This is a genomic window from uncultured Campylobacter sp. (genome assembly GCF_937981295.1).
Classification (GTDB): domain Bacteria; phylum Campylobacterota; class Campylobacteria; order Campylobacterales; family Campylobacteraceae; genus Campylobacter_B.
Genome location: NZ_CALJPC010000095.1, coordinates 52,130 through 65,759, shown reverse-complemented (window position 1 = coordinate 65,759; position 13,630 = coordinate 52,130). Strand labels below are relative to the sequence as shown.

13 protein-coding genes are annotated in these 13,630 nt (G+C 45.1%); 6 read left to right on the top strand and 7 right to left on the bottom strand.

What is annotated here, in order from left to right; translation table 11 throughout:
- Positions 1-741 precede the first annotated feature (741 nt).
- Positions 742-2,073 (bottom strand): adenylosuccinate lyase, encoded by a 1,332-nt coding sequence (gene purB / locus Q0135_RS10155; protein WP_297882648.1) that lies wholly within the window; start codon positions 2,071-2,073, stop codon positions 742-744.
- 75 nt (positions 2,074-2,148) lie between these two features.
- Between purB and Q0135_RS10150 the strand changes: the two genes are divergently transcribed.
- Positions 2,149-3,537: a pseudouridine synthase gene (locus Q0135_RS10150; protein ID WP_297990230.1), complete on the top strand. Its 1,389-nt coding sequence runs from the start codon at positions 2,149-2,151 to the stop codon at positions 3,535-3,537.
- 125 nt (positions 3,538-3,662) lie between these two features.
- Positions 3,663-4,145 (top strand): hypothetical protein, encoded by a 483-nt coding sequence (locus Q0135_RS10145; RefSeq protein ID WP_297990228.1) that lies wholly within the window; start codon positions 3,663-3,665, stop codon positions 4,143-4,145.
- A 414-nt stretch (positions 4,146-4,559) separates the two neighbouring features.
- Here the strand turns inward: Q0135_RS10145 and Q0135_RS10140 are convergent, their stop codons facing one another.
- The 6 genes from Q0135_RS10140 to hisF form a co-directional block, all read right to left on the bottom strand.
- On the bottom strand, positions 4,560-4,751 hold the full coding sequence (locus tag Q0135_RS10140) for a hypothetical protein (protein ID WP_297990226.1): 192 nt from the start codon (positions 4,749-4,751) through the stop codon (positions 4,560-4,562).
- A gap of 129 nt (positions 4,752-4,880) precedes the next feature.
- On the bottom strand, positions 4,881-5,288 hold the full coding sequence (locus Q0135_RS10135; RefSeq protein WP_297990224.1) for a hypothetical protein: 408 nt from the start codon (positions 5,286-5,288) through the stop codon (positions 4,881-4,883).
- Positions 5,285-5,512: a hypothetical protein gene (locus tag Q0135_RS10130; RefSeq protein WP_297990222.1), complete on the bottom strand. Its 228-nt coding sequence runs from the start codon at positions 5,510-5,512 to the stop codon at positions 5,285-5,287. The genes Q0135_RS10135 and Q0135_RS10130 overlap by 4 nt, the downstream gene beginning before the upstream one ends.
- A gap of 8 nt (positions 5,513-5,520) precedes the next feature.
- On the bottom strand, positions 5,521-6,630 hold the full coding sequence (rlmN, locus tag Q0135_RS10125; protein ID WP_297990220.1) for a 23S rRNA (adenine(2503)-C(2))-methyltransferase RlmN: 1,110 nt from the start codon (positions 6,628-6,630) through the stop codon (positions 5,521-5,523).
- A complete protein-coding gene (locus Q0135_RS10120) occupies positions 6,627-7,172 on the bottom strand; it encodes a purine-nucleoside phosphorylase (RefSeq protein ID WP_297990219.1) in 546 nt (181 codons plus the stop codon). The genes rlmN and Q0135_RS10120 overlap by 4 nt, the downstream gene beginning before the upstream one ends.
- A gap of 353 nt (positions 7,173-7,525) precedes the next feature.
- Positions 7,526-8,380, bottom strand: a complete 855-nt coding sequence (gene hisF, locus Q0135_RS10115) for an imidazole glycerol phosphate synthase subunit HisF (RefSeq protein WP_297990260.1) — start codon at positions 8,378-8,380, stop codon at positions 7,526-7,528.
- Between the two features lie 90 nt (positions 8,381-8,470).
- On the opposite strand from hisF, the gene rsmA reads away from it, so the two are divergent.
- The 4 genes from rsmA (at position 8,471) to Q0135_RS10095 (ending at position 13,624) form a co-directional block, all read left to right on the top strand.
- Positions 8,471-9,331, top strand: coding sequence for a 16S rRNA (adenine(1518)-N(6)/adenine(1519)-N(6))-dimethyltransferase RsmA (gene rsmA / locus Q0135_RS10110; protein WP_297990218.1), 861 nt, complete (start codon positions 8,471-8,473; stop codon positions 9,329-9,331).
- Entirely contained in the window at positions 9,312-11,552 is a 2,241-nt protein-coding gene (locus Q0135_RS10105) for a ribonuclease J (protein WP_297990216.1), read from the top strand. The genes rsmA and Q0135_RS10105 overlap by 20 nt, the downstream gene beginning before the upstream one ends.
- A 339-nt stretch (positions 11,553-11,891) precedes the next feature.
- Positions 11,892-12,854: an SIS domain-containing protein gene (locus Q0135_RS10100; protein ID WP_297990214.1), complete on the top strand. Its 963-nt coding sequence runs from the start codon at positions 11,892-11,894 to the stop codon at positions 12,852-12,854.
- Positions 12,854-13,624 (top strand): pseudouridine synthase, encoded by a 771-nt coding sequence (locus Q0135_RS10095; protein ID WP_297990213.1) that lies wholly within the window; start codon positions 12,854-12,856, stop codon positions 13,622-13,624. Before Q0135_RS10100 ends, Q0135_RS10095 begins: the two co-directional genes overlap by 1 nt.
- Positions 13,625-13,630 lie beyond the last annotated feature (6 nt).

Below are 13,630 nucleotides of genomic sequence, written 5' to 3'. Positions count from 1 at the left end.
TAGACATCAAATCGCAGGCAGGATTGTTTAATCCGAAATTTGCGAGCAATTCAGACGTAATTATATGATAATCAAGGGTGCTGCCGATATTAGACGTCAAATTTTACCCGCTTACGCGTATAAAATTTTAAAATTTTTAAAAATATCATTACCCAAGCTTAATTTCCTATTTTTAGTGCTATCTGCTAAGCTCTTAAATTGATGGAATTTATGAAATTTTACTCAATCCGCTTTTTTCTAAGAATCGTTAAAATCTCAAGTTGAAAAAGCGGAATTTTATCAATGTCCCCATTTGCCACTTTAAATTTGTTTCATAATTGCTTCGGATATCTCACGACCCCTAGTTCGAGTACGACGCAGAAATGCCATTTTGCTTTATGGAAATCTCGCATTTACATCTTCGGGATTAGCACTTAAATTTTGCGGTAAAATTCTAAAACTACTGCGTCTAAGAATTTTAACGTTTTAAAGCATTAAATTTTTACGATTTTAATGTTAGTCGCAAGCGTAGAATTTTTACCTTTATAAATTCGCGGTAAAAGCGGTAGATGCCTGTCGTGCGGATTTAGATGCTAGATTAATCCGCAAGCGCTATGCTTTTACTAAAATTTTGTCTTTGTAAAAATTTTAAAATTTCAATCGCTGTTTTTAAAATACTTCGGTGCAAACATAAATTTCTAGCTGCTTTGCTATATTTTGTAAGCTAGCTCGGAGTTTTAAAATAGCAAGTCGTCGTGCCTGCTATTTGCCAAAAACCCTAGCGAAAATCGCGTCTACGTTTTTAGTGTAATATCCGTAGTCGAAGCACTCTTTAATCTCGCTTTCGCTTAGTTTTTCTCGCAGCTTTGTATCTGCGAGCAGATTTTGCAAAAACAGGCTATGCCCTTGCTCATCTATAGCTTTTTTGCCCTCTTGCAGATCCGCCCAGACCTTCATCGCATTACGCTGTACGATCTTATAGGCATCCTCTCTGCTAACTCCTCGTTTAGGCAGCTCTAGCAGTACGCGCTGCGAAAACACGAGCCCACCGGTTAAATTTAGATTTCTCATCATATTTTCGGGATATACGAGCAGTTTTTCGATCAAGCTTGTCAAGCGATTTAGCATAAAATCGGCGGTTATAAAGCCATCAGGGAGGATAAATCGCTCGACTGAGCTATGGCTGATGTCGCGTTCGTGCCATAGCGCTACGTCCTCCATCGCGGGTATTGCGAAGCTACGGATCATACGACATAGTCCAGTTACGTTTTCGCTAAGGACAGGATTTCGTTTGTGTGGCATCGCAGAGCTGCCCTTTTGACCTGGGCTAAAAAATTCCTCTGCCTCATAAACCTCGGTGCGTTGATAGTGGCGGATTGCGATAGCGATCTTTTCGCAGCTGGAAGCCAGGATCGCAAGTGCGCTCATTACCTGTGCGTAGCGATCGCGCTGGATGACTTGATTGGACGCGGGAGCGGGCTTTAACCCCAGATATTCGCACACTAGCTCTTCCAGCTCTAGTGGAGCGTGGGCGAAATTCCCCATCGCACCGCTTATTTTGCCGTAGCTGATAACGCTTTTTGCGTGTTGCAAAAGCTCTAGCGCGCGATTTATCTCATCATACCAGACCGCAAGCACGAGTCCGAAAGTGATCGGCTCGCCGTGGATACCGTGGCTGCGCCCGACCATCAGTGTCATTTTATGCTTCATGGCTTGAGATTTTATCGCAGCTTTTAAATTTTGCACATCCTCAATGATAAGCTCCATGCTTTCTTTGATTTGTAGTGCAACGGCGGTATCGATGCAATCGCTGCTAGTCATGCCGTAATGCACGAAGCGGCTCTCCTGCCCAAGGCTCTCACTCACGCTCGTTAGAAATGCAATCACGTCGTGCTTGGTGGTCTTTTCGATCTCATCTATCCGCTCGATCCTAAAGCTTGCGTTTTGTAGAATTTTATCTTTATCACAGTCGCTTATTAGACCTAGTTTATTCCACGCCTTAACCGCCGCGAGCTCGACTTTTAGCCACGCGTCGTATTTGGCTTGCAAGCTCCATTTTTCAGACATCTCTTTTCTTGCGTATCTTTCGACCATTTTAGTAGCCTTTCGGTTAGAATTTCTTGTATAATGATGGCAAAAATTATATAAAAATAGGGCTGAAAGTTTAATATGGGTTATGAGAAAAGAAGCTTGGGAAGCTTTGAGGGGCGCAAAATTTACGAAATTCTGCTTAGCCTCGGATACGATATGAAATCCGCGCAGCGCATCTGCGACAAGCACCGCGTAACCGATGCAGAGGATCAGAATTTGCATAAAAACTCCGTCGCGCACGGAGAAATTTTTTTGATCGATTACAAATGCGAGCCGCGCGGACTGAAGCCGATCTTTGAGTGCGATGCGTTTGCGGCATTTGACAAGCCGAGTGGAATTTTAAGCCATCCGAGCGGGCGCAACTCGCCTTATAATATGTATGACGAGATCTGGTCGCTATACGGGCAGGACGCGTGCGTGGCGCATAGGCTTGATTTAGAAACCAGCGGAATTCTTATCGTCGCCAAGGATAAAGACGCGGCGCGCGAGCTTAAAGAGTGCTTCGAACAGCGTAGAGTGATGAAAAGCTATCTAGCGCTCGTACGAGGGGATTTGCAAAGTGCTGCTTGCAATGGCGAGATAGAGAATTGCTATGCGCTAGGTTCGTATGAAATTTGCGGATCAAAATTTGCGGGCAATGCTGTGAGTTTACCAGATAACGTGTCGGATCTGCGCGATACACTAGCTCTAAAAGGAGTAGGCAATAAATTTGGATTTAATATCTTGTCTAATAGTGCGAGTAGGAGATTATGGTGCGATGCTCTATCTGACGGCATGCAAGCTAAATTTGAATCTGGCGCTCCTGCTGGCGATGTTGACAGCGGATCTGAATTTGATGCCTTATCCTGCGGCGTGAGTGATAAGCTTAAACCCGCTATCGCGATGAGTAGCGCGGATAACGGACATAAACCTTGCGCCTTATCTGTGGCTAAATCTTTGCCAGCTACTTCTATGGGCTGCGTAAATTTTAAAAAATTTGAGCCTGCAAAATACGCAAAATTTAGCGAGAAACTGAAATTTTTAAAGGATTTTGAGGGGTTTGTGATTGATGCTCCGATCGCTCCTAGCGACGAGTTTGCCGATCTTAAAATTCGTATGAAAATATCGCGCGACGGAAAAGAGGCGATCACGCTGATACGCCCGCTGCGATATTTCTCGGACATAGACGCTAGCCTGATTGAGTGCTATCCGCTGACGGGTAGGCAGCATCAGATCAGGCTGCATCTATTTGCCGCGGGTGCGCCGATATTGGGAGAGCCGCTGTACGGGCTTTCGCGCGAGCAAGCGGAGCGGATATTGGATAAAAAGATGGATGAGACAGAGCGGATCAGAACGACGGGAGCGCCGAGATTGTTGCTGCACGCGAATGCAATCCGCTTTGAACTAGGCGGCGAACGATACGAGATAAAAAGCAAATTCGATGCCGCGAGAGAGTTTTATAATCTTGCTAAAATCGGTAAAATTTAAGCAACTCAATAAAATTTTGAGGTGGCGGCGATTATTTTTATGACTAGGATTTTGCTTTTGCTGGTTTTTATACAATTTTGTGATTACAACGGCGTTTAATTTATTAATTTCTCATCTATGGTCATTTGAAAATTTTAAGACGATTTTATTTTGCGATGGCTATATTGGGAAAAAGCGTTACAGCTATAAAAGCACATAATTCAGCTTGGCTAGACAATGGGTTTCATATATTTATTTTCGGTAGCGAAAATTACGGTAAATTTGAGCTCAGAGCGCATAAATATTGGATGTTTCAAGATAAGTTGGGCGGTAGTATAAAAGATTTTAAATCCGATGTTGATTCTTTTAAAAAATGCAATAAAGAATATGGAATATTTAAAAGAGAATTTGACGAATACGCCAATTTTATATTTAAGCAAAAGGACGGGGCGGGAAGCTCTGTTAATTTAGAAAGCTCGGCATTGATAGCAAGCATAGGGAGCAAAACGGTAGTTGCTTCTTTTGTGGAATATTGCAAGAGGATGCTTGGTTTGGGTATAGACCGTAGCATAGAACAAAAACAAACAATAGAAATATCGCAAGATATTGGCATGAGACTTGGATTGTAATTGTTAATTTCTATGAAAATTCGAAATGCCAAGGGTAGATTAGAAGGAATTTATGGATGATTTCAGTGTTTGTTTTGGCATAATCGCGAGTTTAATGGTACGTAAATTTAAAATCCGGATAGCAATATATAACCAATATGAGAGAAACTTTATAAATGTCAAAGTGAGAGAAGAGATGCGATATTTCTCATTGTATCGCTAAAATTCTACACCCATTCATTTATATAATCATAATTGCAAATTAGTGCGAAATTTGATCGGTAAGATGTGTGTAAGATTAAGACGCGGCAGTTAATTTTTATTATTTTGGCTTCTTGTATTTGCATATGGTAAAAGTGATAAAAAAATGCGTAAAATTTAGCCTAAAAGTAACTATAAAAATTTGTTTTATACTTTAAAATTTGGTTTATTTTTTCAAATAGCCATAAACGCCACTTCTGCTTCGCCGATATTAATGACTTCGCCTTTGCGCGTCATCACGCCTAGACCGTGCTCCATGTCCCACGAGCAGCTAAACTGAAAGCCGATTTTCGCGCCGTCTAGGATATAGATATTTTGCAGCTCCAATAGTTCGCTAAGCTCCTGCGGCGTAGCGACGTCAGGCATGAAATTGCTTTTCGCTTTGCTCGGATAGTCGTAGATCTCCTGCCATTTTAGGTAGTTTTTTAAAATTTCGCTTAAGATGCCCGTTAAAATTTCTTCCTGATTTTGTTTTAGAAACTCTAGTACGTCCGATTATGCGCGATTTGGCTTGTCCGTCTCCTCGCCGTCTTCATCTAAAAAGGTGCAGCAAAACTCGCCTTCTTGCTCTAAAGCTTTGCCGAAATACTCCAGCCGCAGCGGGAAACTAAAGTTCTCGTATTCCTCATCTTCAAATTTTGGCAAAATTTTAGGCTCCGCAAGATGTGCATTAAAAAACTCCGCGACCTTTGGGCTGCGGGTGAAAAGATACTCCTCATCCGCTTCGTAACTTTTGCGCAAAAATTTAAGCACCTCCTGCTCTGCGCCGCACTCGAGGCGGCACTCGCCCTTGCAATAATCGCTCACGTAGGGCGGATTTTTATTACTTCTGGCGTGCTTGTCCATCTCACCTAGCCAGCGCAGCATATTTGGGGTGTCGCCCGCCCATTTGTATTCATTCACCATGCGCGCCGATAGATGTATGAGGCGTAGATGCGGTATTTCTCATCGTCCGCCTCCGCCCATTTTGCCTTGATAAAGCGGATAATTTCCACCTTTGTAATCTTGGATTTTTTAAGCAGCGATCTGTCCAAGAAAACGCCGATCTCATCCATTATCTTTTGTGCGTCCATTGCTACTTCGTTATAAATTTTTTGCCGATTTGCCTTGTGATCTAGAAATATCAAATTTTTTTCTATTTTTTTAAAATTTTATTCATATTGGCGCCATTTTGATCTAAAATTTTACCCTGCTCGTTTCTTTGTTTGAGTTGTCCGCACGCCGCACTGATATCTAGCCCCTTGCTCTGGCGGATCGTGCAAGTAATGCCGTGCGCGCATAGATAGTCTTGAAATTTCACCATATTTTCGGGGCTTGGTCTGCCAAAGCTCGAGCCTTCGTGCGGATTAAAATAGATCAGATTTACTTTTGCGCGGATGCCGTGCAGAAGTTTCACTAGCGTTTTAGCATCGCTTGAGCGGTCATTTACCCCATCGATCATGAGGTATTCAAACATTACGCGCTTTCGCAGATCGATTGGGAACTCGCGCACCGCCTGCATGATCGATGCGATATTGTAGGCGCGATTTATTGGCATTAGTTTTTCACGCAGTTCGTCATCCACTGCATGCAGCGAGATCGCGAGTAGCACGCCAAGATCCATTTCGCCAAGCTTTTTTATCTGCGTAGAAAGTCCGCTCGTACTTATCGTTTGTCGACGCGGCGCTATGGCGAGTCCGTCGTTTTCTTTTAAAATTCGCACGGCTTTGGCAACGTTGTCTAGGTTATTAAGCGGTTCGCCCATCCCCATATATACGACATTGACGCGGCGCTCGTACGGGATCGTGTTCATTTTCTTGATGAGCCAAATTTGAGCTACGATTTCGCCTGGAGTTAAATTTCGTACGAAGCCACCTTTTGCTGTCAGACAGAAGCTACAGCCAATTTTGCAACCCACTTGCGAACTTACGCAGATTGAGTAGCGCGCGTGTCTTATAATTTTTTCGTTTTCATCTCGCAGCTCATCCTTCATCGGCAGCAGGACACTTTCTATCGTCTTGCCATCTTTGAGAGCGAAAAGGTATTTGATACTGCCATCGCTACTTATTTCGGATCTGATACATTTAAGCGGGTCTAAATAAAAATTTTGAGCTAAACCTTGACGGATCTCTTTTGGTAGGTTTAGCATTTGTGCAAAGTCATCCACGTTCTTTTTGTAAATCCATTCGTAAATTTGCTTGGCTCTAAATTTTGGTTCAACGAAATTTTCAAGCTCTTTCATCGTAAAATCAAAGATATTTTTCAAATTAATGCCTTGGTTTTTAGATATTTAGTTAAATTTTCTTTTGCAGTGGCGTGATTTTTTAAAAAATCCGTGTGAGCATTTGAATCGCAAAAATTCGTTGCACAAAAAATTCCGCAAGCAGGGATTTGAAATTTTTGAGCTACCTTAAGAACCGCAAAAAATTCCATATTTTCTAAAAAATAACCTCGCTCAAAGAATTTTAGCGCGGATTCTTTATCGGTCGTGATAAAATTTGAGCTATTAGTTATTGTTTCATATGAAACATCGGCAGAATCCCTAGCTAGAATTTCATAGTTAATTGGAGAGTATGAAAGTTCATAAAGCGCCGATATCTCACAGTTTGCAGCCGATCTGCTTTCATAAATTTTTAGAATTTTACCTTCTTTATATAGCCCTGCAGAACCCACGAAAATGATTTCACTCGGCAAGCTTTGCCTATTTTCGCATAAAAATTTAGTCAAATTTATACTCATATCCACTAGCCCTACACCCATAGGCAGGGCAAAATCAAAAATTTCATTTCGTCCGGCAGAGATTATCATTTACGCATTCACGCTTTCATTATTTTTCACTAATCATAGCAAAATGACGATAAATTTAAAGCTAAATTTTGAAATTTTATCGTGGTAAATTATCTGATAAAATTAAAATCAATTTAAGCAAATATCTATGAGAACTGTACTCTTACCTTCCGTAATCGTAGTAGCGCAGGTGGCGGGTAGAAGATGGAAAAGTATTTAAAAAAGCTTATGATTTAGCTAAAACGAATAAATTTTATCTAAGCAAAATAATACTTGTCAAAAAACTTGCAAGATAACGAAGGGCTGAAATAAAATTAATTGTTTAGTCGCTTTGGCGGCTAAGTTTCAACCCCACGGTATAAACCTGACTAAATTTACAGTCTCACTTCAATATTTTGTTCTCGCAAATACGCTTTTAGTGCCTTGATTTCGATTTCTCTGAAGTGAAAAATCGATGCCGCCAGGCATGCGTCCACACCCGCCAAAAACGCGTCTTTAAAGTGCTCCATCTTGCCTGCTCCGCCGCTTGCGATGACGGGGATGTCAAGCGCGCTGAAAATCCGCGTCAAATTTAGCTCAAAGCCGTTTTTGACGCCGTCACAGTCCATCGACGTGAGTAAAATTTCTCCCGCACCGCGCTCCTGTGCCTCTTTCGCCCAAGCAAGCGCATCCCTGCCGGTATCCAGCCTACCGCCGTTTATAAAAACGCTGTAGCCGCAAAGCTCGCCGTTCCCAGTCAAAATTTCATCCTGCGAATCGCTTGAAATTCTGCTCAAATTCTGCGTTGCGTCGCGTAAATCGCCGCGCGAAATTTCACTCGAATTTCGTTTTGCGTCGATCGCGACGACGACGCACTGCGAGCCGAATTTATTCGCCGCCTCGTCTATCAAATCAGGATTTTTTATCGCGGCAGAGTTGAGGCTGATTTTATCGCAGCCGACGTTTAGCAGGCGCGAGATATCGTCGATCGTGCGGATGCCGCCGCCCACGGTCAGCGGGATAAAAAGCTCGCGAGCGACCCGCTCCACGACGTCCACGATCGTATCGCGCCCCAGATGCGACGCCGTGATATCGAGGAAGCACAGCTCGTCCGCACCCTCCTCGTTGTAGCGTTTGGCTATCTCGACCGGATCGCCCGCATCCACTAGACCTACGAAATTTACGCCCTTTACCACGCGTCCGTCTTTGACGTCGAGGCACGGGATGATCCGCTTTGCAAACTTGTTCACGGCGACCTTTCTTGGGTTAAATTTTATAATTTTAGCCAAATTTTACTTAATATAATGACTTTATAAGTAAAATTTGGCTAAGCTTCCTTGATGATTAGGGCGAAAAAAGAGTTCGGGCAAAATTTTTTAAAAGACGAAGCCGTTTTAAGCAAGATCATCCAAGCGATCCCCGAGAGCGTACAGAATGTCGTTGAGATCGGGGCTGGCTTAGGTGATTTAACTCGCAAGCTTTTGGAATTTTACAGATTAAAGAGTTTCGAGATAGATGAAGATTTATATCAAATTTTAAGCGCTAAATTTGCACAGCAGATCGCTAGCGGCGAGCTTGAGCTCGTTTTGGGCGATGCTTTGCGGATTTGGCAGCAGCGGGGTCTTGGCTGCGGCGAATATTTTTTGGTCGCAAATTTGCCCTACTACATCGCTACAAAGATGATTTTGCAGGCGATCGACGATGAGTTGTGCAGCGGATTTTTGGTGATGATCCAAAAGGAGGTCGCTTTAAAATTCTGCGCTAGAGCCGGGCAGAGCGATTTTAGCGCTCTTTCGATCCTAGCCGATCTCGCTGGCGGTTGCGAGCTTCTATTCGACGTTGAGCCTGGCTGCTTCGAGCCTGCGCCGAAGGTAACTTCGTCGGTGATCAGGCTCGTAAAGGGCAAAAATTTCAAGCCCGGTGCCGAGATAAACGCAGATAGCCTCGGCGTAAAAAGTTGCGCTCAGCTCCAAAGTCTCGATGAACACGAGAAATTTAAAAGCTTTTTGCGCGTATCTTTCAGCGCGCCGCGAAAGACGCTTATTAAAAATTTAAGTGCAAAATTTGATAGAGGCTTAGCCGAAGAGATCTTTTTAAATTTGAAAATTCCGTCTACGGTTCGGGCGCACGAGTTAAATTCCACCCTTTTTTTAGAAATTTTTAAAAATTTAAAGGTAAAAGATGGAAGAAAACAGAAATGAAAACGGCGTCGAACGACTCAAAAAAAGCAATCGCTACAAAAAACGCAAGGAAAATCTAAAAAAATCTATCGCGAGTGAGGGCTCTGCGGGCGGCGCGGAATTCGGCGGCGAGCATGAAAACGGCTCTCGCAAAAACAAAGGCGCAAAAAACGGGCAAAATTCCGCTCCTTCACAGGGTTCAAAAAATGGCTCTCGCAACGGATCAAATTCTTCGGGTAGTTCGTCAAACGGCGGTTCAAACGCCGCGCATTCAAACGGCGCGAGCGGTGCGCATTTCGGCGGCGCATACCCAAAAAACAACGAAAACGGCGCGGGCGGTTCAAATTTAAACCGCGACGGTCGTGCAAAATCAAATAGCAGCAGCGCAAAAGGCGCAAATTCTAGCGCCTCAGACGATACGAACTCTTCAGACTCGCAGAAAAAGAAAAAGCACAAAAAGCGCTCAAATATGCCAAAGAGCCTTACCGGCAATGAGCCGTGGCAGAAGGCGATGGATGATGCGATCGCACAAAACAAGCTGATCCACGAGGAGCGCCTGCATCCGCTTAAAAACGCGAATCGCAGCGATGAGACGATACGCATCACGCCGCTTGGAGGGCTAGGCGAGATCGGCGCAAATATGACCGTGTTTGAGACCAACACGAGCGCGATCATCGTCGACGTAGGCATGAGCTTTCCCGAGGAGAGCATGCTCGGAGTGGATATTTTGATCCCTGATTTCGATTATGTCCGCAGGATAAAAAATAAGATCAAAGGCATCCTCATCACCCACGCGCACGAGGACCACATCGGCGCGATGCCATATTTTTTCAAAGAATTTCAATTTCCGATCTACGCTACGCCGCTTCCTTTGGGGATGATAAGTAATAAATTTGAAGAGCACGGCCTTAAAGCCGAGCGCAGCTACTTCCGCCCCGTGCAGAAGCGCCAGCTCTATCAGATCGGCGATTTCGAGGTCGAGTTTATCCATATAACTCACTCGATTATCGATGCAAGCGCGCTTGCGATCACGACGAAGGCGGGCACTATCATCCATACGGGCGATTTTAAGATTGATCACACGCCGATCGACGGCTATCCGACCGATCTGAACCGTCTGGCGCATTACGGCGATCAGGGCGTCATACTTTTGATGAGCGATAGCACAAACTCGCACAAAGGGGGGATCACGAAGTCCGAAAGCTCGGTAGGCAAGACCTTTGATACGATATTTTCGAGCTGTAAGGGGCGCGTGATAATGAGCACCTTTAGCTCAAACATCCACCGCGTCTATCAGGCTATAGAGCGCGGCGTAAAATACGGCCGCAAGGTCTGCGTCATCGGACGAAGCATGGAGCGAAATTTATTTACCGCGATGGAGCTTGGCTACGTAAATTTAGACAAAAAAATCTTCGTCGATGCCGATCAGGTCTCAAAATATCCTGATAATGAGGTTTTAATCGTTACTACTGGCTCGCAGGGCGAGACGATGAGCGCGCTGTACCGCATGGCGACGGACGAGCACAAATACATTAAAATCAAATCCACCGATCAGGTAATCATCAGCGCCAAAGCAATCCCCGGCAACGAAAGCAGCGTCTCAACTGTGCTTAACTACCTGCTAAAAAGCGGCGCAAAGGTCGCGTATCAGGACTTCAGCGAGATACACGTAAGCGGGCACGCCTCGATCGAGGAGCAAAAACTCATGCTGCGCTTGATAAAGCCAAAATTTTTCCTACCCGTGCACGGCGAGTATAATCACATCGTAAAGCACAAAGAGACCGCGATGGAGTGCGGCATCGAGGAGAAAAATATCTATCTGATGAACGACGGCGATCAGATGGAGGTTTGCGAAAAATATCTAAAGCGCGTCAAGACCGTCAAGACGGGCAAGGTTTTTATCGATAATCAGATCAACAAGCAGATCTCTGATGAGATCGTCAAGCACCGCCAAAATTTAGCCGATGCGGGCGTCGCGGTAATCATCGCGCAGATCGACAAAAACGAAAAGAGGCTCATCCAGACGCGCGTCATCACCTACGGGCTCGTCGCCGATAATCAAACGGCGCACTTTACCAAGGAGATGCAGGGCATCATCGAGCAGTTTTTAGCAAATTTAAAAGATGAAATTTTGCTCGATCACTGGGCGCTGGAGGGCAAGATCCGCCAGGCCGTGCGAAAGCACATCTTTAGAAAGATCAAAAAATATCCGACTATTGTACCGGTAATTTATTTGATGTAAGCGCGGCTAAATTTAGCGCGCAAAGAGACTTTGATCTGCGGCGGGCGAGTGAAATTTTGATGGCGCCGGTTAGCGCTCGGGTCTGAAATTTTGCGATGAAAGCGAGTTTTACGGCGTGAAAATTTTAAAGCGGTTAGTAAAATTTGAACGCAAAATTTTGGCGTAAAGTAAAATTTAAAGTGTGTCTAGCAAGCCCGCGGCGAGTAGGTAAGGGGGCGCGTGATTTTGTGATTAGAATTTTGCGGCGTAAATTTTAAAGGCGCGAAATTTCAGCTAGCGTAAATTTAGGCGCGGCGTAAAGAGGCGCAAAATGAAAGCAAATTTTAAAAAGAAGGTTGAATGAGTGAAATTTTAGATACGGCACGAGAGGTGCTAAGGCTCGAAGGAGCGGAGCTTTTGCGGCATGCGGATCTTATCGGCGAAGAGATCGAGCGGGCCGCAAATTTGATCCTTGCTTGCAAGGGCAAGGTGATCGTCACCGGCGTGGGCAAGAGCGGTCACATAGGCGTTAAGATCGCCGCGACGCTTGCCAGCACCGGCACGCCGTCGTTTTTTGTCCACCCTACCGAGGCGCTACACGGCGATCTGGGTATGATTGGCAAGGACGATATGGTGCTTGCGATTAGCTTTAGCGGCGAGAGCGAGGAGCTGGTTAGAATTCTGCCACACCTCAAACGCTTCGGCGTAAAGATCATCGCGATGGCACGCGATAAAAACAGCTCGCTCGGCAAGGTTTGTGATGAGTTCATAAGCCTTAACATTGTCAAAGAGGCCTGTCCGCTTGGCGCCGCGCCTACGGTTTCTACGACGCTAACGCTCGGTTTGGGCGACGCGTTAGCGATCTGTTTGATGAGGCAGCGTAGATTCGGTAAGGAGGATTTTGCAAATTTTCACCCAGGCGGCAGCCTCGGCAAGCGACTCTTCGTCAAAGTAAAAGACGTAATGCAAAGCAAAAATTTGCCAGTTGCAAAGCGTAACGCCAGTCTAAAACAAGCCATCGACGTTATGACTCACGGAAAGCTCGGCACCGTTTTGTTGGTGAACGAAAAGGGTACGCTCGAGGCGATCTTAAGCGACGGCGATCTGCGCCGCGCGCTGATGCGAGAGGATTTTGACATCAATGACGGCGCGCTAAAATATGCCACCAAAAATCCTAAAATGCTGGACGATAAAAATATGTTAGCCATAGACGCGCTAAATTTGATCGAGCAATTTAAAATTCAAGTCCTGCCCGTGGTCGAAAACGGCGTGCCCGCGGGGATCTTGCATATCCATGATCTAACGAGTCTGGGGCTAAAATAATGCAAAAGATGCGTCTGAATAAATTTATCTCCCACAACACCGGCTACTCGCGCCGTGAGGCGGACGAGCTGATCAAGCAGGGCAAGGTTAGTATTAACGGCCGCGTCGTTAGCGATTTTATAGAAGTTAGCGGCGAGGAGAAGATCCGCATCGGCTCGCGCCCTATCAAGCCCAAGACGGAATTTACGATGATCGTTTATAACAAACGCAAAGGCGAGTTAGTTACTAAAAAGGACGATCGCGGCAGGCGGACGATTTACGATAGCTTGCCGGAGGGGTTTAGCAGATTTGTTAGCGTGGGGCGTTTGGATTTTGCAAGCGAGGGGCTTTTGCTGCTGACCGATGCGCCGGCGATCGCTACGGCGCTGATGAACAGCGACATCGAGCGAGAGTACTATCTAAAGGTAAAAGGCGAGGTGAAGGACGAGGTCGTAACGTCGATCCGCGAGGGCTTTTTCGCCGCAGATGCGAGCAAAGGCGCGCACGCTAAAAGCAAGATCAAATCGATGGAGTTTAAACCCTTTTTGGGCTACCGCATAATGCCTAGCAGCGGCGGTTATACGAAAATAAAAGCGATCATTAACGAGGGTCAAAACCGCGAGCTGCGTAGATTTTTCGGCTATTTCGATCTGGATGTCGTGGAGCTTAAGCGCACGGCATTCGGCAGAATGACGCTTGGAACGCTAAAGCCTGGCAAATGGCGCTATTTTGATCAGGGCGAATACGAAGACCTGCGTGATTTTTTGAAAGAAAACAAAATCCGCTATTAAATTTAA